At 72.7% G+C, this 21,120-nt stretch carries 17 protein-coding genes; 13 read left to right on the top strand and 4 right to left on the bottom strand.

Annotation, left to right across the window (positions count from 1 at the left end; genetic code table 11):
* Nucleotides 1-3: 3 nt before the first annotated feature.
* A complete protein-coding gene (locus D458_RS0107520) occupies nucleotides 4-1,473 on the bottom strand; it encodes an MFS transporter (RefSeq protein WP_017586118.1) in 1,470 nt (489 codons plus the stop codon).
* 122 nt (nucleotides 1,474-1,595) lie between these two features.
* Here D458_RS0107520 and D458_RS0107515 point away from each other — a divergent pair, with 122 nt between their 5' ends.
* Nucleotides 1,596-2,075 (top strand): MarR family winged helix-turn-helix transcriptional regulator, encoded by a 480-nt coding sequence (locus tag D458_RS0107515; RefSeq protein WP_017586117.1) that lies wholly within the window; start codon nucleotides 1,596-1,598, stop codon nucleotides 2,073-2,075.
* Between the two features lie 85 nt (nucleotides 2,076-2,160).
* Nucleotides 2,161-4,959, top strand: a complete 2,799-nt coding sequence (locus D458_RS33140) for a tetratricopeptide repeat protein (protein WP_017586116.1) — start codon at nucleotides 2,161-2,163, stop codon at nucleotides 4,957-4,959.
* Nucleotides 4,960-5,001: 42 nt separating this feature from the next.
* On the opposite strand, the gene D458_RS0107505 is transcribed toward D458_RS33140, so the two are convergent.
* Nucleotides 5,002-6,840, bottom strand: a complete 1,839-nt coding sequence (locus D458_RS0107505) for an ABC transporter ATP-binding protein (RefSeq protein ID WP_017586115.1) — start codon at nucleotides 6,838-6,840, stop codon at nucleotides 5,002-5,004.
* The gene (locus D458_RS0107500; RefSeq protein WP_017586114.1) at nucleotides 6,837-8,630 is read right to left on the bottom strand and encodes an ABC transporter ATP-binding protein; all 1,794 of its coding nucleotides are present in this window, start codon (nucleotides 8,628-8,630) and stop codon (nucleotides 6,837-6,839) included. The genes D458_RS0107505 and D458_RS0107500 overlap by 4 nt, the downstream gene beginning before the upstream one ends.
* Nucleotides 8,631-8,919: 289 nt before the next feature.
* Here D458_RS0107500 and D458_RS0107495 point away from each other — a divergent pair, with 289 nt between their 5' ends.
* From D458_RS0107495 to D458_RS0107450, 10 genes are all read left to right on the top strand, one after another.
* A complete protein-coding gene (locus tag D458_RS0107495; RefSeq protein ID WP_017586113.1) occupies nucleotides 8,920-9,687 on the top strand; it encodes a siderophore-interacting protein in 768 nt (255 codons plus the stop codon).
* A gap of 115 nt (nucleotides 9,688-9,802) precedes the next feature.
* Entirely contained in the window at nucleotides 9,803-10,804 is a 1,002-nt protein-coding gene (locus D458_RS0107490; RefSeq protein WP_017586112.1) for an iron-siderophore ABC transporter substrate-binding protein, read from the top strand.
* Nucleotides 10,805-10,887: 83 nt separating this feature from the next.
* On the top strand, nucleotides 10,888-11,592 hold the full coding sequence (locus D458_RS0107485; RefSeq protein ID WP_040702236.1) for a hypothetical protein: 705 nt from the start codon (nucleotides 10,888-10,890) through the stop codon (nucleotides 11,590-11,592).
* A 267-nt stretch (nucleotides 11,593-11,859) separates the two neighbouring features.
* Nucleotides 11,860-12,429 carry a TetR/AcrR family transcriptional regulator gene (locus tag D458_RS0107480; RefSeq protein WP_017586109.1) on the top strand — a complete coding sequence of 190 codons (570 nt, stop codon included), beginning with the start codon at nucleotides 11,860-11,862 and terminating at the stop codon, nucleotides 12,427-12,429.
* An 87-nt stretch (nucleotides 12,430-12,516) separates the two neighbouring features.
* Entirely contained in the window at nucleotides 12,517-13,725 is a 1,209-nt protein-coding gene (locus tag D458_RS0107475; RefSeq protein WP_017586108.1) for a GDSL-type esterase/lipase family protein, read from the top strand.
* A gap of 112 nt (nucleotides 13,726-13,837) precedes the next feature.
* On the top strand, nucleotides 13,838-14,530 hold the full coding sequence (locus tag D458_RS0107470) for a haloacid dehalogenase type II (RefSeq protein WP_017586107.1): 693 nt from the start codon (nucleotides 13,838-13,840) through the stop codon (nucleotides 14,528-14,530).
* 172 nt (nucleotides 14,531-14,702) lie between these two features.
* Nucleotides 14,703-15,875, top strand: a complete 1,173-nt coding sequence (locus tag D458_RS0107465; RefSeq protein WP_017586106.1) for a FecCD family ABC transporter permease — start codon at nucleotides 14,703-14,705, stop codon at nucleotides 15,873-15,875.
* The gene (locus tag D458_RS0107460; protein ID WP_017586105.1) at nucleotides 15,875-16,660 is read left to right on the top strand and encodes an ABC transporter ATP-binding protein; all 786 of its coding nucleotides are present in this window, start codon (nucleotides 15,875-15,877) and stop codon (nucleotides 16,658-16,660) included. Before D458_RS0107465 ends, D458_RS0107460 begins: the two co-directional genes overlap by 1 nt.
* Nucleotides 16,657-17,742, top strand: a complete 1,086-nt coding sequence (locus D458_RS0107455; protein ID WP_017586104.1) for an ABC transporter substrate-binding protein — start codon at nucleotides 16,657-16,659, stop codon at nucleotides 17,740-17,742. Before D458_RS0107460 ends, D458_RS0107455 begins: the two co-directional genes overlap by 4 nt.
* A gap of 152 nt (nucleotides 17,743-17,894) precedes the next feature.
* Nucleotides 17,895-19,214, top strand: a complete 1,320-nt coding sequence (locus tag D458_RS0107450; RefSeq protein WP_017586103.1) for a YjiH family protein — start codon at nucleotides 17,895-17,897, stop codon at nucleotides 19,212-19,214.
* A 159-nt stretch (nucleotides 19,215-19,373) separates the two neighbouring features.
* On the opposite strand, the gene D458_RS0107445 is transcribed toward D458_RS0107450, so the two are convergent.
* Nucleotides 19,374-20,276, bottom strand: coding sequence for an SDR family NAD(P)-dependent oxidoreductase (locus D458_RS0107445; RefSeq protein WP_017586102.1), 903 nt, complete (start codon nucleotides 20,274-20,276; stop codon nucleotides 19,374-19,376).
* Nucleotides 20,277-20,376: 100 nt separating this feature from the next.
* Between D458_RS0107445 and D458_RS0107440 the strand changes: the two genes are divergently transcribed.
* Nucleotides 20,377-21,042, top strand: coding sequence for a TetR/AcrR family transcriptional regulator (locus tag D458_RS0107440; protein ID WP_017586101.1), 666 nt, complete (start codon nucleotides 20,377-20,379; stop codon nucleotides 21,040-21,042).
* The last annotated feature ends 78 nt before the right edge of the window (nucleotides 21,043-21,120 follow it).

Genomic DNA, 21,120 nt, shown 5'->3' with positions numbered 1-21,120 from the left:
GGGTCACTCCTGATCGGCGTCGGCGTGTCGTGGAAGGAGGAGCATCAGGGCCGCCGCCGTGACGTAGCAGGCGCACTGCCAGGGCAGGGTCGCGGCGAGGGCGTCGGCGTAGGCGGCGGGCTCGGCGGTGCCCGCGGCGAGGGCGTGTTCCAGGCGGGCGAAGAACACGGCCCCGAGGGCGGCGACGCCGAGGGCGTTGCCGACCTGGGTGACGGTGGTGAGGACACCGCCCGCGGCACCGGCGTCCCGGGCGGGCACGCCCGCGAGGACGACGTTGATCAGGGACGGGGCGGTGAGCCCCAGCCCCAGGCCGCCGACGAGCAGCGGTGCGGCCAGGGCCCAGTAGGAGGGATCGGGGAACGCCCGGACGACGAGGAGCAGGAGGAGCTGGGAGGCGGCCAGCACGAGCGCTCCGGAGACGATGAGAGCGCGACCCGCGCGGTGGGCCAACCGGACCCCGGCTCCGGAGGTGATGACCGAACCGATGGCGTAGGGCAGGATCACGAGTCCGGTTTCCAGAGGGGTGCGCCCGGTACCGAGTTGGAGGTGCAGGGAGAGCAGGAGGAAGTAGGAGCCGAGCGCACCGAAGAACAGCAGGGAGGCCGCCAGCCCCGAGGCGAAGGCCTTCGTCCTGAGGAGCGCGGGGTCCAGGAGGGGCTGGCCCCCGCGTGCGCGCAGGCGGCTTTCCCACCGGAGGAAGAGGGCCGCGGTGGGCGCGGACAGGGCCAGGAGCGCGAACGCCCACCAGGGCCAGCCCCAGTCACGCCCCTGGACGAGGGGCAGGAGCAGGAGGGTCACCGTGGCGGCGACGAGGGCCGCGCCGGGCAGATCGAGCCGGTCGGCGCCCGGGACCCGGGACTCGGGCATGAAGCGAACACCGAGCGCCAGCCCGGCCACCGCGACCGGGACGTTGACCCAGAAGACCGACCGCCAGCCCAGGCCCAGGACGTCGGCCTCGACCAGGAGTCCGCCGAGGAGCGGGCCCGCCACCGAGGCCAGGCCGAGTACGGCGCCGTAGGCACCGAGCGCCCGGGCCCGCGCACCGGGTTCGAACGAGGCCCGGATGACCCCGAAGACCTGCGGAATCATCAGCCCGCCCGCCAGCCCCTGGGCGATGCGCATGCCGACCAGCGTTCCGGCGTCGGGGGCCAGCCCGCAGCCGGCCGAGGCCGCGGTGAAGCCGGCCAGCCCGAGCAGGAAGACACGGCGGCGGCCGTACTGGTCGCCGAGTCGGCCCCCGGTGATCAGGCCCGCTCCGGCCGAGAGCGTGTATCCGGCGACCATCCACTGGAGTGCGGCCTCGCTCGCGCCGAGGTCGGCCGCGATGGCCGGGGCGGCGACACTGACGATCGTGGCGTCGAGGAGTTCCATGAAGTCCGCGACGAGGATGACCGCCAGGACCACGACGGCTGTACGCCCACTGAGCAGGGCGCGGTCCGCGATACCGCCGCGGGGAGATGAGGAGGTGGTCAAGTCGGTGCTCCTTGCCGGGGTGGCCTCGTGACATATTGCTGCGTCACACAGTTACTGTGTCGCGCAGCTAAAGTAGCATGGGTTCACTGCACAACACAGCAAAGATCGGAGTGGCCTCCCCGATGGCGAAGCCGAAGCGGGACACGTTGGTCGACGAGCTCACCGGAAGCGCGATAGCGGGATGGGCGATCACGGTCGTCCAGCTCAACAGCGTCGTCGCCGCCCGGCTGGGCGTGACCGACACCGACGTGCAGTGCCTGCACGTACTGGGCAACCACGGCCCCGCGACCCCGGGCGCCCTGGCCGGGCGCGTGAACCTCACCACCGGCTCGGCCTCGCGCATGATCGACCGGCTGGTCGCGGCCGACTGCGTCCGGCGGGTACCCGACCCCGACGACCGCAGGAGAGTGCTCATCGAACCCACCCAGGAGGGACTGCGGCGGGTCTCCGAGGCCTACGCCGGACTGGTCGCGGACACACGCGCCGATCTGGCCGGCTTCGACGAAGCGGAGCTCGACGCCGTCCTCCGCTTCGTCCGAGCCGCCGAACACAGCACCGCGGACCAGGTCGAGCGTCTCCGTGCCGCCGGCGGAGAGGACTGAACGTCGGCCGAGGATCCCTCAGCCGACGTGCGCTTCGACGGCACCGGGGTCGCAGTGTTCCGCCCCGGACGCCAGAATCGTGCCCATGGACACCCCCCGATCTCCCGAAGACGGCTCACCCCCGGCGGTCGAGAACACCCTCGGCGGCGACGTGTACGGCGGGACCGTCGTCCAAGGCGGGTCCGTGCACCTGGACGCGCCCGTCTACGGCGGCGACCACCACGACTACCGGGGCAGCACCTTCCACACCACCGTCGTCGGCGACCGGGACCGCCGCTCTCCCGGTGCCGGGGGCCGCGTCCTGGTCGGCACCGTCCCCGAGCCCGCCGCCCACTACCAGCACCGCGCCGTGGCCGACCGGATCGAGGAGGCCCTCCACGGATCGGGGACCGTGGTCGTACGGCAGGTGCTCTCCGGTATGGGCGGGGTCGGCAAGACCCAGCTGGCCGCCCGCCACGCCCGCCGGGCCCTCGACGGGGACGGTGTGCCCCGTGTCGACGTCCTGGTGTGGGCCGACGCCGGGAGCCGCGGCTCCGTCGTCCACGCCTACGCGAGTGCGGCACGGGCGCTGCGGCCGGACGCCCCCGACGACGAGGAGGACGCCGCGGGACTCTTCCTGCAGGAGCTGCGCGAGACGCACCTGCGCTGGCTCGTGGTGTGGGACGGCCTCGCCGAGCCCTCCGAGGTACGGGACCTGTGGCCGCCCCGGGACCGGCCCCCGGGCCGGGTCGTGGTCACCACCCGCCGACGGGACCACTCCCTCACCACGCAGGGACGGCAGGTCGTCGACGTCGGTGTGTACTCCCCCGAGGAGGCCCGCGCCTTCCTCTCCCGCGCGCTGGACGAGGCGGACGTCCCGTACACACCCGAGGAGGTCGACGCCCTCGCCGGGGACCTGGAGTACCTGCCCCTGGCGCTGGGGCAGGCGGTGGCCTACATGGCGGAGATCGGCCTGGGCTGCACCGGCTACCTGGACCTGTTCCACGACAGGGTGAGCACGCTGGAGCAGGTGTTCCCCGACTGGGACGGGCCGGTTCCGCTCGCCGCGACCTGGGAACTCTCCCTCGAGCAGGCGGACACCCACGAACCCCGCGGTCTGGCCAGGCCCCTGATGGGCCTGGTCGCGCTGCTGGACGGGGCGGCCGTTCCCGTGGACGTCCTCACCGCACCGCCGGTCCTGGCGCACCTGTCCGTTCGGGAGACCGGGCCGGGCGTCCCCGGAGACGGACCCGGGGTGACCGAGCACGGGGTGGCACGGGCCCTGGCCTCACTGCGCCGGTCGAGCCTGGTCGACCGCGCCGTGTCCGGACCGTCCGGCCCCGCGGGGCCGACCGTACGCAGTCACGCCCTGGTCCAACGGGCCGCCCGCGAACACCCGTCCACCCGCCCCACTCCCGAGGGCGTACGGGCGCTGTCCGACGGACTCCTGCACCGGTGGGGCGCGCCCGTGGGCGCTCGGGCCCAGGTGCTGCGGTCCAACGCCCTGACCCTGACCTCGCACACCGCCGGCGGCGTCCCGGTGGAGGAGTGGCTGTGGGGCGTGCGCGGGCCGGTGCTGCTGTTCCAGGTGGGGGTCGACCTCCAGGAGGCCGGACGCGACGCCGAGGCCCTGCGGCATTGGCGCGGGCTGGCGGACCGGGCGCGCCACCACCTCGGCCCCCACCACGAGGCCACCTTCATGTGTGAGAGCAACGCCGCGCAGTCGCTGGCCTCGGTCGGAGACCCGGCCGGGGCGATTCAGGCCTACACACGGCTGATCGCCGAGCAGGAACGGAGTCCGGGCCGGGCGCGGCCCGCCACCTTCACCGCCCGCAACAACCTGGCCCTCGCCCGGCTCCGGGCCGGAGACCCGTCCGGAGCCGTCCGGGACCTGGAGGACCTCCTGGTCGACCGCACGGTGATCCTGGGCGCGGACCACCCCTCGACCCTGTCGCTGCTGAACAACCTGGCCATGGTCCGAAGCGAGGCCGGAGACCTGGAGGGGGCGGCCCAGGCCTTCGAGGACCTCCTGGACGACCAGATCCGGCTCCTGGGACCCGACCACCCGGACACGCTCGCCTCCCGCCACAACGCCGCCGACCTGTGGGGGCACAGGGGCGACCCGGCCCGGGCCGCGGCCGAACAGCAGGCCCTCCTCACCCGGCGGATCGAGGTCCTGGGCCCGGACCACCCCACGGTGCTGCTCAACCGCAGGGCGGTCTCGGCCTGGCTCGGTCTGGCGGGCGACCCGGCCGGAGCGGCGCGGGCGAACGAGGAACTGCTCGCCGACCAGGAACGGATCCACGGCCCCGACCACCCCACCACTCTGGAGGTCCGCAACTCCTTGGCCCACTGGTGGGGCGAGAGCGGGCAGGCCGCCAGGGCCGTGTCCGCCTTCGAGGCGCTTCTCACGGACCAGTTGCGCGTGTTGGGGGCGCGGCACCCGAACACGCTGAGCACCCGTCAGAACCTCGCCCACTGGCGAGGGTTCCTGGGCGACGCGCGGGGAACGGTCCTGGAGCTGGAGGCGCTTCTGCCGGACCTGACCGCGGTGGAGGGCCCCGACCACCCCAGCCTCCTGCGCGTGCGCAACAACCTGGCCTCCTGGAAGTACGAGACCGGGGACCCGGAGGGGGCGCGCGGGGACCTGGAGCGCCTGGCCGAGGACCAGGAACGGGTGCTGGGCCGGCTCCACCCGGACACCCTCAGCACCCGCGCCGACCTGTGCGTGATGCTCCACGAGACCGGTGACACCACGATCGCTGCGCTGAAGCTCCTGGAGGTCTCCCACGACCAGATGACGGTCCTGGGCGGGGACCATCCCCGCACACGCATGAGCATGCAGATCCTGGACCGGTGGGGAACCGCCCCCGAGGGGGACCGGCCCGGACCCACCGAGGGGTGACCCGGGCCCATGACCGCAGGGCGCCTCGACGGCTCCCCCGGGTCAGCCCTGCCAGCTGCGCCAGAGGCGGGCGTAGCGACCCTCGGAGGCAACCAGTTCGTCGTGGGTGCCCTCCTCGACGATCCGGCCCTGGTCCATGACGACCACGCGGTCGGCCGTCTGCGCCTGGGTGAGGCGGTGCGCGACCACCAGGGTGGTGCGGCCCTTGGTGGCGGCGACAGCGGCGTTCTCCAGTCGGCGCGCGCCGGAGCTCCCGGCCTCGGCGGTGGCCTCGTCGAGCACCGCCAGGTCCGGGTCGGCCAGGACCAGGCGGGCCAGGGCCAGGTGCTGGGCCTGTTCGGCGGTGAGCGCGTGGCCGCCCTCGCCGACGACCGTCTCCATCCCCTCGGGCAGGGCCCGCACCCAGTCGAGGGCGCCGACGGCCTCCAGGGCCGCCTCCGCCTCTTCCGGAGCGGCCTCGGCACGGGCCAGGCGCAGGTCGTCCAGGAGGGTCCCGGCGAAGACGTGGGTCTCCTGGCTGACCAGGAAGACGTGTTCGCGGACGCGCTGCTCACCGAGTTCGTCCAGGGGGATGCCGCCCAGGAGGACCGTCCCCGAGGTGGGGGTGCGCAGGCCGCTGACGACGGCGGCCAGGGTGGTCTTGCCCGCGCCGCTGGCGCCGACGAGGGCGACCCGTTCGCCGGGGGCGACCTTGAGCGACACCCCGTCCAGGGCCTTGGGGGCGCCGGGGGCGTAGGCGTGGCTGACCCTCTCCACGCGCAGGGAGGAACCGGCCGGGCCCTCCTCGGCGCGCGGGTCGTCGGCGACCGGCAGGTCGACGACCCCGGCCAGGCGGGCCAGGCTCGCCCCGGCCTGCTGGACGTCGTTGAAGTTCATCACGAGGAAGCCCAGCGGGCCGAAGAGCCGGTGGAAGTACAGGGCGGCGGCGGTGACCATGCCGACGGTGACGAGGTCGCCGCGGACCAGCCAGAAGCCCACGACCAGCACGGCGCCCAGTCCCACGAACTCGGAGCCGTTCATCCGCGCGCCGAGCCGGGTGAAGAGGCGGAAGACGTCGAGGGTCAGCTGCATCGCGGTGCGGGAGCGGTCGGCGATGCGCTGCTCGTGCTCCTCCTCCAGGCGGTAGGCGCGGACGGTGCCGCGGCCGCGCAGGGAGCCCATGAGCGCGTGCGAGCGCTCGCCCATGGCGATGCGCTCGCGGGCGTAGTAGGGGCCCGACAGCGGCATGTACCAGCGCACCGCCCAGACGTAGAAGGGCATGGCGGCCAGGCCGGCCAGGCCCAGGCGCCAGTCGAGGGCTGCCATGCCGGCGGTGGTGAGCACGACCATGGCCAGGGCGGTGACGACCTCGGGGCCGTTGCGGGCGATGGCGTTGGTGACCACGGCGACGTCGTCGCCCACCCGCGAGAGCAGGTCGCCGATGCGCACCTTCTCCAACCGGGCGGCGGGCATGTGCAGGACGCGTTCCATCACGCGTTCGCGCAGCCGGGCGAGGATGGTCTCGCCGACCCGGCTGACCTGCCAGGCGCCGAGTCCTACGAGGACGCCGCCGACCAGGGCGGCCCCGGCGATGAGCCCGGCCGAGCGCAGGATCGCGTCCAGACCCGAACCCGCGGAGATGTCGTCGACCATCGAGCCGAGCACCCAGGGCGCCACGAGTCCGGCGGCGCTGCCCGAGAGGACGGTGACCACGGCCAGGGCGGTGGCCCAGGGGGTGGCCCGGACACCGTCGCCGAGCACGGCCCAGGTGCGTTCGGCGGTGGCGGTGGGCAGGAGTTCGGGACCGTCCCCACCGTGCTGCTGGGGGGTCTCCCCGTCCTGTGTCCGGGGTCCGTCCCCGTGCTCCCGGGGGTCGGTCCCGGTGGTGGGTTCCGTGCTCAACGCAGCACCGCCTCGCGGTAGTGGGGGTCGTCCTCGGCCAGTTGTGCGTGGGTGCCCAGGGCGTGCAGCCTGCCTTCCCGCAGGACCACCACGCGGTCGGCGCGGGCCAGGAGCGCGGGGCTGTTGGCGATGACGAGGGTGGCGCCCAGGGGTGCGCGCCCGGCACGCAGCGCGGCCGTGCCCTGGGCGATGGCCTCCTCGGTGACGGCGTCGACCGCGGTGGTGGGGTCGTGCAGGACCAGCACCGGCGGGTCGGCGGCCAGGGCGCGGGCCAGGGCGACGCGCTGGCGCTGGCCGCCGGAGAGGTTGGCGGCGCGGTCCGTGACGGGCCGGTCGAGCCCGTCGGGGTGGCCGGTGACCAGGTCCTCGGCGGCGGCCGCGGCCAGGGCGGTGAGCAGGGGGCCGTCGTCCGCGACGGCCCCGGGGCCGTCAGCGGTGCCGGCCCGGGAGCCCCGGCCGACCTCCAGGTTGGAGCGCAGCGTTCCCTCGAACAGGACGCTGCCGTGCTCCTCCACCAGTACGGCGGCGCGCAGCGAGGCGAGGTCGAGTTCGGTGACGGGGATCCCTCCGACGCGGACGGTGCCCCCGGCGCCCTCGGCGCGTCCGGCGAGGACGTCGACCAGGGCCTCGGCGTCGCGCGGATCGGTGGTGAGCACCCCGACGAACTCCCCCTGGGCCAGGGTCAGGTCGACCCCGTCAAGTGTGCGGTGGGTGAGCCCGTGGAGTTCCACGGCGTGCGGGACCTCGGGCAGGACCTCGGGGAGGAGGCGGTCGCCGGGGTCGACGGCGGCGGGCGCGTTGAGGAGGCGGACCAGGCGCTGGGCGGAGGCGCGGGCGATCGCGAACATCTGGCCGACCATGCCGAGCACCTGGACGGGTTCGGCGAGGAACTGGGCGAGGCCGACCACGATGACGAGTTCGCCGACGGTGAGGTGCCCCCGGAGGGCCATCCAGCCGGCGGTTCCGGCGACGCAGGCGAGGAAGACCGCGCTGGTGGCGGTGACCAGGCCCTTGTAGAGGCCGTTGGTGGCGGCGGCGCCGACGGAGGCGGTCAGGGCCCGGTCGCTGGAGCTGCGGTAGCGCAGGGCGGCGTTGTGCCGGGCGCCGATTCCCATGAGGACGCGCAGGCCGCTGACGAGGTCGGTGGCCATGGCGGTGGCGCGGGCGGCGGTGGCCTGTTTGGCCTCGGTGCGGCGGGTGATGCGGGCGGCGGGTACGCGCAGCAGCAGGAGCATCAGCGGGACGCCGAGGAGCACGCCGAGGCCGAGGGGGACGTTGATGGTGAGCAGGACGGCGGTGGTGACGACGATCCCGGTGACCTGGGCGATGCCCACGGCCCAGGCGCGCGCGTAGGTGGCGGCCTGTTCGGCGTCGGAGGTGGCCACGGCCAGGACCTCGCCGGAGCGCAGGCCGCTGCGTTCGCCCCGGGGATGCAGGACGCGGCGGGCGGACTCCAGGCGCAGCAGGTGCGCCTCGCGTTCGACGGCGCCGAGGGTGAAGCGGGCGCCGAAGCGGTAGGCGGAGGCCAGGACGGTGAAGAGCAGGGCCAGTGCGCCCACGCACCACAGGAGGGCGGTGGTGTCACCGGTGGAGACGGCGAGGTCGATGGTGAGGCCGATCGCGACCGGGACGAGCGTCTCGCAGACCTGGTGCAGGGAGAGCAGGAGGACGCCGAGGGTGATCCGGCCGCGGTGGCGGCGCAGGGTGCGCGAACGCAGGGCCTTGGCGGTGGCGGGTGTGGGTTCGGCTGCGCCGGAAGCGGGTTCGTCGGCGGTGGGGACCGCGGTCACGGGGCGACTCCGTTCGGGGCGTGGGGGGCCTGGGGGTCGTCGGGGCAGGGCGGTCGGCCCGGTCCCTCACGCGCGGTCATCCGTTTCCCGTCCCCTCGGTTCAGCCGTCCCAACTGGCCCAGCCTAGCCATCCTGTGCACGGGCTCCGACCACAGGATGACCCGCCTTGTCTCGTATGAGGTAATTTTCCACCGGCCATGATATTGGTTAGGCTAACCTCACGTTCCACCGACGCACACGTCCGCGAAGGGTCACCCGCTTGCGCATCCAGCCCCCGAGCCACCGCCAGATGATCCGCGCCCGGGTCGTGCGCGCCGAGCGGACCACCGACCACTTCGTCACGGTGACCGTCGGCGGTCCCGACCTGGCCCGGTTCGAGTTCCTCGGCCTGGACCAGTGCGTGCGGGTCTTCCTCCGCCGCCCCGGACAGGAGCGGCTGACCCTGCCGGACTCCGACCCCGACAGCTGGTACCCCGAGTACCGCGAGATGGCCGAGGACGTGCGGCCCTACGTGCGCAACTACACGATGCGCCGGTTCGACCCCGAGGCTCTGGAACTGGACATCGAGTTCGTGGCCCACGACGACGGGGGCCCGGCCTCCTCCTGGGCGGTCTCGGCGAGCGAGGGCGACGAGGTCGGCCTCTACCCCGAAGGCATCTACTACCTGCCCTCGACCGACGCGGACTGGCACCTGCTGGTCGGCGACGAGAGCGCCGTGCCCGCGCTGCTGTCCATCGTCGAACAGGCCCCGCGGGACCTGCGCGCCCAGGTCTACCTGGAGGTCCCCTCCCCCAGGGACGTGCGCCCGGTGCAGGCCCCGCCCGGCGTCGAGGTGCACTGGCTGCCGCGCGAGGACGCGCACGCCACCCCGGGGCGCCTGGCCCTGGAGACGGTCCGGTCGGCGACGCTGCCCGAGGGGCGACCGTACTGCTGGGTGGCCGGGGAGAACGCCCTGCCCACCGGGCTGCGACGCACTCTGGTGAAAGAGCGCTCCGTCCCCAAGGACGACATCACGTTCGTGGGCTACTGGCGCGCGGGCGTGGGCGGGATCGACTGAGCGCGGACTCGCGACACGTCACGCTCCCCCCAGTGGTCACGCCATTCACAAAAGGCGCTAGCCTGGTCAAATCCGGCTTAGGCAAGGCTAAGCTCACCGTCATCAGCGAGGTCCCATGAACTCCGGTCTTCCCGCCCGATTCGGCCTGGTCGCCGCCGGTGCCCTGTCCACCGTCCTGCTCGCCGCCTGCGGCGGTGGCGGCTCCGACGCCTCCTCGGAGTCCTCGGGCGAGACGGCGGAGGGCTTCCCCGTCACCGTCGAGACGATCTTCGGCGACGTGGAGATCGAGGACCGGCCCGAGAACGTGGTCGCCCTCGGCTGGTCCGACGCCGAGGCAGCGCTCGCCCTGGGCGTGCAGCCGGTGGGCGTGGCCGACTGGCAGGGTTACGGCGGTGCCGGGGTGGGTCCGTGGGCCGCCGACCTGTTCGACTCCGAGCCGGTCCTGCTCGACACCATGGAGCCCAACGTGGAGGCCATCGCCTCCCTGGAACCGGACGTCCTCCTGGACACCCGGTCCGACAACTCCGACGAGCGCCACGGCCTCCTCGAGCCGATCGCCCCGGTGGTCGGCCCCCCGCCGGGGGTGGAGGTCACCTACGGCACCACCTGGCAGCAGCAGACCCGCCAGGTCGCACAGGTCGTCGGTGAGCAGGAGCGCGGCGAGGAGCTGGTCACCGAACTGGAGGACCGCTTCGCGCAGCTGCGCGAGGAGAACCCCGAGTTCGCCGACCTCACCATCGCGGTGGGCGCCTACTTCGACGGCCAGTACGGCGCCTACGTGCCGGGCGACACCCGCGCGGACGTGCTCACCGACCTGGGCTTCGAGTACAAGCCGGAGCTCGTGGAGATGGCCGACGGCGCCTTCTACGCCGACCTCAGCGCCGAGCGCGTGGAGGAGCTGGACGCCGACCTGATCATCGTCTTCCCGATCGGCGACGTCGTGGAGACCCTGAACGAGGACCCGGTCCTCCAGGGCATCGGCTCCGCCGAGGCCGGCCGCCTGATCGTCCTGGACGACCCGGAACTGGCCAACGCCTTCTCCAGCGGTTCCACCCTGGGCATCCACCACGCCCTGGACGAGATCGTCCCCCTCCTCCAGGAGACCCTGGAGGACTGAGGCCCGAAGGACCGAGCAGCCATGCGGGGCGCTACCCTTCGACGGGTCACTGATGCCGGTGTGATTCGGGGGTGGATGGACCGATGGCTCGCTGTCCGCTGTGCTCCGCTCAGGACCGGACCACCAAGGTGTCCGCGGTGGTCCGGTCCGGGACGACGACCACACGAACGACCGGTTCCTCGAAGATCCGGGCCAGAGACCAGTTCACCCGGTTGAACCACACCGTCGGGCACGTGCGGCACAACACCACGACGCGCTCCCAGAGCAACCTCGCGGCACAGTTGAGCTTCCCCGCAGGGCCGAGGGCCCCGGTTCGGTTCGCCAGGGGTTTCGGCATCCTCCTGTTCGCGGTGGCCACGATGGCCATGAGCGTCAACGGCGTCCTCGCGCTCGTACCCGCGGTGGCCGCCGGTCTGCTCGTGCACCGTTGGGGAGGCGGGTCAGCGAAGACCGCCCTCCTCACCGCAGTCGGCCTCTTCTACCTGCTGGGCGTACTCTCCTACCTCCTCACGGACCTGAGCGTCCATGGGACGGCCGACTTCCTGCTCACTCTGGCCATGAGCCTCACACACGCCGCACTGGGTCTGGCCCTGATCCTGTGGGATCTGCGCAGAACCGAGGCCAGGAGGAAGCGGGCCAACGCTGGCAGCGCCCACCGTGAGCGCGCCTGGCAGGCCTGGCAGCGGCTGTACTACTGCTCCCGCGACGACGTGGTTTTCGACCCCGCCACCCGGTCCTTCGCCCCTCCCAGCGCCATGCGAAGGCTCATCGGCCACCCCGCCGCCTGATCGTCCCGGACGACCCGGAACCGGCCGACGCCTTCTCCAGCGGTTCCACCCCGGGCCTCCACCACGCCCAGGACGAGATCGTCCCCGCGTCCAGGACACCCCGGAGGACCAGCTCCCACCGCTTCCGGCCCTCGGGCCCAGGCCCCCGTGACGCTCCGGTGCCACGGGGGCCTTCGTGTGCGTCCTCACCCTCCCTGACACACATCGATATTTGCCTAAAGGCTTTAGGCAAAAGTAGGATCAGTTTCGGAAAAGGGGAGGAAGCACATGGCACGGGCAGGACTGACTCCGGAACGCCTCACCCTGGCGGGGGCGGAGCTCGCCGACGAGGTCGGCTTCGACCAGGTGACCGTCTCGGCGCTGGCCCGGCGGTTCGACGTCAGGGTCGCGAGTCTGTACTCGCACGTGCGCAACTCCCAGGACCTGCGGACCAGGATCGCCCTGCTCGCCCTGGAGGAGCTCGCCGACCGTGCCGCCGACGCGCTCGCGGGCCGGTCCGGGAAGGACGCCCTGGTCGCGCTCGCGAACGTCTACCGCGACTACGCGCACGAGCACCCCGGCCGCTACACCGCGGCACAGCTCAGGCTCGACCCGGAGACGGCGGCCGCCAGCGCCGGGGTCCGGCACGCCCGGATGACCCGGGCGCTCCTGCGCGGCTACGACCTCACCGAACCGGACCAGACCCACGCGGTCCGCCTGCTGGGCAGCGTCTTCCACGGCTACGTCTCCCTGGAGATGGGCGGCGGGTTCAGCCACAGCGCCCCCGACACCCAGGAGACCTGGTCGCGGACGCTGGACGCCCTCGACGCCCTGCTGCGGAACTGGCCCGCGCCCTGAGCGCGGCGCGGCCCCGGCCGCCCCGGGGCACGTCCCGCCGCGTGCCCGGACCCGTCCCGACCACCACACCGACCCACAGGTGGAACCATGCACACCCACTCGCACACACAGCAGGACTGGACCGCGGTCCCCCTCACACCGGAGCTCGTGCGCGGCGCGATCGAGTTGGAGCGCACCGAACGCGGCTTCCTGCCGCACCGGCTGCCCGCCCGGGCCCGCGCCCAGAACACCGACCCCCAGCTGGCCATGGCCGAGGCCCAGCCCTCGGGGGTACGGCTGCTCCTGCGCACCCGCGCGAGGGCGATCGAACTGGACACGGTGCCCACCAAGCGGGTCTACACGGGCCTGGAGCCCCGACCCGACGGGGTGTACGACCTGCTCGTGGACGGCCGCCTCGCCGCCCGGACCAGTGTGGACGGCGGCGACACCCTGACCGTCGACACGGCCACCGGCGGTGCCGAGCACCGGACCGGGCCGGTCGGCACCGCGCGCTTCACCGGCCTGCCCGACCGGGTCAAGGACGTGGAGATCTGGCTGCCGCACAACGAGACCACCGAGCTCGTCGCCCTGCGCGCGGACGCCCCCGTCGAGCCGGTCCCGGACCGGGGCCGCAGGGTGTGGCTGCACCACGGGAGTTCGATCAGCCACGGCTCCGACGCCGCCGCCCCGACCGAGATCTGGCCCGCGGTCGCGGCCCTGGCAGCCGACGGGCGCGAGCCCGTGGAGCTGGTCAACCTCGGTCTGGGCGGAAGCGCGATGCTGGACCCGTTCACCGCCCGCGCCATCAGGGACGCCCGGGCCGACCTGATCAGCGTCAAGATCGGCATCAACCTGGTCAACGCCGACGTGATGCGGATGCGCGCGTTCACACCCGCGGTGCACGGTTTCCTCGACACCGTCCGGGAGGGCCACCCCACCACGCCGCTGCTGGTGGTCTCGCCCGTCCTGTGCCCCATCCACGAGGACACGCCGGGCCCGTGCGCCTTCGACACGGAGGCCCTGGGCTCCGGGGAGAAGCGGTTCCGTGCGACCGGGGACCCCGGGGGCCGCGCGGCCGGGCAGCTCACGCTCACCGCGATCCGGGAGGAGCTGTCCCGCATCGTGCGCGAGCGCGCGGCCGAGGACCCGAACCTGGGCTACCTGGACGGCCGCGACCTCTACGGCGAGGCGGACCACGCCGAACTGCCGCTGCCAGACGGACTCCACCCGGACACCGCCGCGCACCAGCGCATCGGCACCCGGTTCGCGGAGCTCGCCTTCGGCAGCGGAGGCCGGTTCGCCACCCGTACCGGCTGAACCGCCGGCGGGGACGCAGGCTATGCTCGCCGACGGACCCAGGGGTTCCGCGGACCGACCGGTCGGCGGACCCCGCCACCCAGGTGGCCCACGAACCCGAGGAGCTCCTGCTGTGACCGCACTCCCCGACATCGACCTGGTCGTCTTCGACGTACTCGGGACCATGGTCGACGAACCCGGCGGCATCAAGCGCGGTCTTCGGGAGCTACTGCCGGGCATCGGGGACGCGGAGGCCGAGGCGCTGGTCGAGCTGTGGCACCGGTACGTGGACGAGCAGCAGCAGGAGATGCTCGCGGGCCGCCGTCCCTACGCCGACAGCACGGTGGTCGACGCGGAGGCGGCGGCACGCGTGGCGGCCGGGTTCGGGATCGAGGACGAGGAGGCGGTGCGCTCGCTGGCGTCCGCCGCGCGGCGCCTGGACCCGTGGCCGGACTCCGTCCGGGCGCTGGGCCGGCTGGCCTCGCGCTACCCCGTGGTCGGCCTGTCCAACGCCAGCCACGCGGCGCTGACCCGGATCAGCGCGCACGCCGGACTGCGCTGGCACCAGGTGCTCTCGGCCGAGGACGCGCACGGCTACAAACCCCACCCCGACGTCTACCGGCTCGCGATCGCCAACGCGGGCTGCCCGCCGGAGCGCCTGCTCATGGTCGCCGCGCACGCCTGGGACCTGCGCGGCGCGCAGGCGCTGGGTATGCGGACCGCCTACGTCGAACGCCCCGTCGGCGACCCTCCGCGTACGACGGACTCCTTCGACCTGACCGCGAAGAACCTCGACGACCTGGCCATCCAGCTCAACGCCATCTGAGGCGTCCCGTCTCCGGAAAAGCCCCCCACCGGGGCTTTTTTCGTGTGTCCTCCCCCTCCTGTTCCCTGGCGGTCCTGAGCCGAAAGTGGACGCAAGCGGTCAAGTCTGTGATTAGAATGAAAACCGTTTTCATATCCACTGGTTCTTCCGTCCCCACAGAAAGAGAGGCCGGATGCGGCACGTCCCCGCTCCGCCCGGGGAGGACACCGGGCCCCCGCCCGACGACGCGTCCTCCGGCCGGGGCGACGACCCCACGTCCCCCGACACCCCCACACCCCCCGGACCCGCTCCGAAGGTCCGCCGGCTGGCCACCCCCGCAGGCACCGCCACCGCCGCCCTCGTGCTGGCGCTCGTCCTGGCCGTGTCCGTGGTCCTGGCGATCGGCCTGGGCTCGGCGGTCGTCCCCCCGCGTGAGACCGTCCGCTACCTCTGGGCCGCGCTGAGCGCCGGGAGCATCCAGGCCGACGAGGTCACGCGCTACCAGATCATCTGGCAGATCCGCACCCCCCGGGTGCTGCTGGCCGCGATCGTCGGCGCCGGCCTCGGCGTGGTCGGCGTGGCCATCCAGGCGATGGTGCGCAACGCCCTCGCCGACCCCTACATCCTCGGTGTCTCCTCCGGAGCGTCGGTGGGCGCGGTCCTGGTCGGCGTGCTCGGCGGGTTCTCGTTCCTGGGCATCTACGCGGTCTCCGTCGGCGCCTTCGCGGGAGCCCTGGCCGCGACCCTGCTCGTCTACGCCATCTCCTACTCGCGCATGGGCATCACCCCGCTGCGGCTGGTGCTGACCGGGGTGGCGCTGTCCTTCGGGTTCCAGGCGGTCATGAGCGTGATCGTCTACCTCGCCCCCAGCAACGAGGCCACCAGCACCGTCCTGTTCTGGACGATGGGCAGCTTCGGCGCGGCCACCTGGGGATCCCTACCGGTGGTCGCGGCCGCCGTGCTCCTCGGTGTGGTCCTGCTCCGCTCCCTGGCCCGCTCCCTGGACGTGACGGCGCTGGGTGACGAGACCGCCGCCAGCCTCGGCGTGGACTCCGACCGCCTGCGCCGCCGGCTGTTCGTCCTGACCGCCGTGATGACCGGCGCGATGGTGGCGGTCAGCGGGGCGATCGGGTTCGTCGGCCTGGTCGTCCCGCACATCGTGCGCATCCTCGTGGGCGCCGACCACCGCCGTGTGCTCACGGTCGCGCCGCTGGCGGGCGCGCTGCTGATGGTGTGGGTGGACCTGGTCTCCCGCGTGGTCGTGGCCCCGCGCGAACTCCCGCTCGGCGTGATCACCGCCCTGGTCGGCGTGCCGGTGTTCATCGCCCTGATGCGCCGCCGCGGCTACCTGTTCGGAGGCCGCTGATGGACCTGCGCATCGACGAACTCTCCGTGGAGCTGGGCGGCGCCCGCATCGTGCGGCAGCTGACCCTGGACGTCCCCGACGGACAGGTGGTGGGGCTGGTCGGCCCCAACGGTTCCGGCAAGTCCACCGCGCTGCGCTGCGTGTACCGGGCGCTGGCCCCCAGCGCGGGCCGGGTCCTGCTCGGCGAGGAGGACCTGTCCGCGATGGGCCTGCGACAGAGCGCCCAGCGGATCGCCGCGCTCACCCAGGAGAGCGGGAGCGACCTCGACTTCACGGTCGAGGAGCTGGTCGCCCTGGGCCGCGCGCCCCACCTGCGGGGGAACCAGCCCCTGAGCGCCCGCGAGCGCGACCTGTGCCGGCGTTCGATGGAGCTGCTGGACGTGGCCCACCTGGCCGGGCGCGGTGTGCTCGAACTGTCGGGCGGCGAGCGCCAGCGGGTCCTGGTGGCCCGCGCCCTGGTCCAGGAACCGCGCGTACTGGTGCTGGACGAGCCCACCAACCACCTGGACGTGCGCCACCAGCTCGAACTGCTCTCCCTGCTGCGCGCCGCGGGTGTCACCGTGCTCGTGGTCCTGCACGACCTCAACCTCGCCGCCTCGGCCTGCGACCTGCTCGGGGTGCTCTCCGAGGGCGCCCTGGTGGCCGCGGGCTCCCCCAAGGAGGTCCTGACGCCGGTCCTGCTCCGGGAGGTCTTCGGGGTCGAGGCGTCCGTGGTCCCCCACCCCCTCACCGGGGACCCCCAGCTGCTGTACCAACTCCCACCCGCGAGGAAAGGCCTCCGATGAACCCCCGGAAGAACACCCGAAGGAACCCCCTCCCCCGGACCGGCCCCTGGTCCGCCCCGCTCTCCCTGCCCCGTTCCGGCACGTGGTCCGGCCCGCTCGCACGGCCCCGCGCGCTCCTCCCCCTGGCCGCCGCCTCGGTCCTGCTCGCCGGGTGCGGCGCCGAGGTCGAGGGGGTCTCCGAGGCGGGCGCCGGACCGGTCACCGTCCAGCGCTGCGGCGAGGAGGTGGAGTACACGACCCCCCAGCGCGTGGTCGCCTACGAGGGCGGCAGCGCCGACAAGCTGTTCTCGCTGGGCCTGGTCGACCACGTGCACGGCTACGTGATGCCCCCGGCCAACCCGCCGGTCTCGGAGTCGCCGTGGGCCGAGGACTACGAGGCGGTCGAGTTCCTCAGCGACGACCTGCTCAACCGAGAGCTGGTGGTGGACGCGGAGGCCGACCTGGTCGTCGCGGGCTGGAACTCGGGCTTCAGCGACCAGCGGGGCATCACCCCGGAGATCCTGGACGGGATCGGCATCCAGAGCTTCATGCACGCCGAGTCCTGCTACAACTACCCCGGGCACCCCGAGCAGGTGAGGCCGTTCGAGGGGCTGTACACCGACCTGGAGCGGCTCGGTCGGATCTTCGGCGTGGAGGAGCGCGCCGAGGAGCTGGTCGGTGAGCTCGAGGAGCGGGTGGCGGCCGTGGAGGAGCAGGCGCCCGACGGCGAGCCGGTCCCGGTCTTCCTCTACGACTCCGGCACCGACCAGCCCTTCACCGCGGGCAACCAGGTCCCGCCCGACGACATCATCGGCCACGCCGGGGGCGAGAACATCTTCGGCGACCTGGAGGAGCGGTGGACCCAGGTGGGTTGGGAGGCCGTGGTGGAGGCCGAGCCCGAGGTGATCATCATCCTGGACTACGGGGACCAGCCCGCCGAGGAGAAGATCGACTTCCTCACCTCCTCCCCCGCCATGGCCGAGGTGCCCGCCGTGGTCGAGGAGAACTTCTTCGTCCTGGACTTCAACGAGGGCATCTCCGGGCCGCGCAACATCGACGGCCTGGAGAAGTTCGCCGAGTACCTGCGTGAGCTGGAGGGGTAGGCGCACCGGGTGAGGACCCGGGCCTGAGCCGCCGCTCCAGGGCGGAGATGTACGAGATCCCAGACTCTTTCTGCTCTCAGGCCCGGGTGTCCCGCGTCACGTTCTGCTTCACTGCCCGGAATGTTCCCATTTCAGAGGCAGTAGGAGACCACGTGAGCGACAACGCCACCGCTGGGAGGACGACCGGCGCATGGCGCCTGGCCGTCTACGGCGGTATCGGCATCTTCATGTTCTTCGTCCCGATCACCGTCGGCACCCAGAACGCCATCCCGCTGGACCATCTGGTCACCCTCCTCAAGACCGCGCTCGGCCCGGCTCTGCCCTACGTGATCTGGCTGATCATCGCCGCCGGGACGGTGCTCCCCTTCGCCACCGGGAGCTGGCGGCAGAGCCGGGTCAAGCTGGTGTTCGCGCTGCTGAACATCGTGGGCCTGGCCGTGGCCTCCATGGTGGTCCTCGGGATCGGCCCGGACTGGTTCATGGGCGAGGACCTGGCCCCCTTCCTGTTCAACGCCGTGGCCGTCAACGTCGGCCTGCTGGTCCCGGTCGGCGCGGTCTTCCTCGCGATGCTCGTGGGGTACGGGCTGATGGAGTTCGTCGGGGTGCTCCTGCAGCGCGTCATGCGGCCCGTGTGGCGCACCCCGGGCCGGTCGGCCGTGGACGCCGCGGCCTCGTTCGTCGGCAGCTACTCGCTGGGACTGCTCATCACCGACCGCGTCTACCGGTCCGGGAGGTACACGGGCAGGGAGTCGGCCATCATCGCGGTCGGATTCTCCACGGTCTCGGTGACGTTCATGGTCGTCATCGCGAACACGCTGGACCTGATGGACATCTGGCTGACCTACTTCTTCCTCACCTTCTTCGTGACCTACGCGGTCACCGCGATCCTCGTCCGCATCCCTCCGCTGAGCCGCGTCCCGGACGACACCTTCCCCGGGGCGGACCCGCGGCCGGAGGAGGAGATCACCGGCAACCGCCTGGGCCACGCCTGGGAGGAGGCCGCGCGGACCCTGCGCGCGGCGCCGTCCCTGCCGCGCAACGTCTGGGTGAACTTCACCGACGGGCTGCGGATGTCCATGTCGATCCTGCCGTCGATCATGTCGGTGGGCACCATCGGCCTGGTGCTGGCGCACTCCACCCCGGTCTTCGACCTGCTGGCCTACGTCTTCGTGCCCTTCACGTGGGTGGTGGGGCTCTCCGACCCCGTGCTGGCCGCGAAGGCGCTCTCGGTCGGGATCGCGGAGGTGTTCCTGCCCGCCACCGTCGCCGCGGGCTCCGAGGACCTGGTGCTCCGGCTCGTGGTCGGCGTCGTGTCCGTGTCGGCGATCGTCTTCTTCTCCGCCCTGGTCCCCTGTGTCCTGGCCACCCGTATCCCGCTGACGGTGGGCAAGCTCGTGGTCATCTGGTTCCAGCGGGTGGTCCTGAGCGTCCTCGTCGCCGGACCGCTCGCCTACCTGCTGGTCGGCCTCTGACGGCAGGAGGTGAGGACCCCGAGCGCGCTCGGGTGAGTGCGTGGAAGCCCGAGGGCGCCGGGCCGGGGCAGACATTCGGGACGCCCGAGGCAGAGTCGGGGTGTCTGCCCTTCGGAGGCGGATTCAGGAAAACCCCTCCGCCGCGGAGCCACCGCCGCTCTACCCGACGGGAAACGCCACTCCGGTGAGCTCTTCGGAGACGGTCCACAGGCGCTGCTGGACGGCCTGGTCGTGGGAGTCGGGGCTGGAGGCGACCAGCTTCGGATACCCCCGGATCTCACCCCGGTTGCCGGGACCGTAGTACTGCCCGCCGAGGACCGCCGGGTCGGTGGCGGCGCGCAGGGTGGGCAGGGCGCCCATCTCGGGCTTCTGGGTGAGCAGCGGCGCGAGCCAGGTGATGGGCCCGCGGAACACGGCGGGTGCGTTGCGGAGGAGTTCGGTGTCGGACACCCCGGGATGCGCGGCCACCGCGACCGTGGTGCCGTGCGGTGCGAGCCGGCGCTGCAGTTCGTACGTGAACATCAGGTTGGCGAGTTTGGCCTGGCCGTAGGCGGCGACGCGGCTGTAGGAGTTCTCCCACTGCAGGTCGTCGAAGTGGATGGCGGCGCGGATGCGGTGGCCGGTGCTGCTGACCGTCACGACGCGGGACCCGGGGACGGGCAGGAGGCGGTCCAGCAGCAGTCCGGTGAGGGCGAAGTGGCCGAGGTGATTGGTGCCGAACTGCAGCTCGAAGCCGTCGGCGGTGGTCTGCCTCGGCGTGTACATCACGCCGGCGTTGTTGATCAGGAGGTCGATGCGCGGGTGGCCGGCACGCAGGTCGGCCGCCGCGGACCGGATCGAGTCCAGGGAGGTCAGGTCGAGGGCCTGGACAGTCACGTCGCCGGTGATGCGGGCGGCTGCCCGCTTGCCCTTCTCGACGTCGCGGACGGCCAGGACCACCGCCGCCCCGTGCGCGGCGAGCATCCGGGCGGTCTCGAAGCCCAGCCCGGTGTTGGCGCCGGTCACGACCGCCACCCGGCCGTGCTGATCGGGGACGTGTTGCTCGGTCCAGTCGTCGCTCATGGCACACTCCTAAAAGACTACCGGTCTGTTATTGCGGCAAGCATAAGGGACCGGTGGTCTTTTGCCAAGGGACCGGCGGTCTCCAAGCTAGGCTGAGGGCATGGCATTCCAGCGGGCGCGAAGCGAGGAGCAACGACAGATCCGCCGCCGGGCGATCCTGGACACGGCGGCGGCGATGCTCGACGAGATGCCCGTGGCCGAGGTGAGCCTCAACGAGCTCAGCCGGAGGGTGGGCCTGGCCAAGTCGAACGTCCTGCGGTACTTCGAGTCGCGTGAGGCCGTGCTGCTCGAACTGCTGGACGACTTCCTGGGAGACTGGCTCGCCGAGCTGGCGGAGGATCTGGCCGCGGGTGTCGAGGCACACGCGGCACCGGAAGAGCGGGCGAGCCAGCTGGCCGAGGTCCTCAGTCGGTCACTGGCGAGCCGGGTGGTGCTGTGCGACCTCTTCGGCGCACAGGGCGGCGTCCTGGAGCACAACGTCTCGGTCGAGGTGGTCAAGCGGCACAAGCGATCCTCCCTCACCAAGCTCGCGGCCATGTCCGAACTCGTGCGCGGCCATGTGCCCGAGCTCGGGGACGACGCGCAACTGTTCTGCCTGACAAGCCTCGTCTCGGCGGGCGCCCTGTCGTCCTACGTCCCGCCTCCGCCCAGCCTCCTCGCCGCCTATGCGGACGAGCCCGCCCTCGGCGCGCTCCACATGGAGCTGCGTGACGCTCTACGGGTCTCCTTCACCTCGACGCTCCTGGGCGTGCTGCCGCGCACCTGAGCCCCCGTGCGCTGGGAGGGCAGAGCCTGAGAACAGGGGCCCGGGCTCCTCTCCCCCTGAGCCCGGGCCCCTGCCTTC

Origin of the sequence: Nocardiopsis ganjiahuensis DSM 45031, assembly GCF_000341085.1 — a bacterium.
GTDB classification, from domain to species: domain Bacteria; phylum Actinomycetota; class Actinomycetes; order Streptosporangiales; family Streptosporangiaceae; genus Nocardiopsis; species Nocardiopsis ganjiahuensis.
This window is presented reverse-complemented; position numbering and strand designations above follow the sequence as displayed.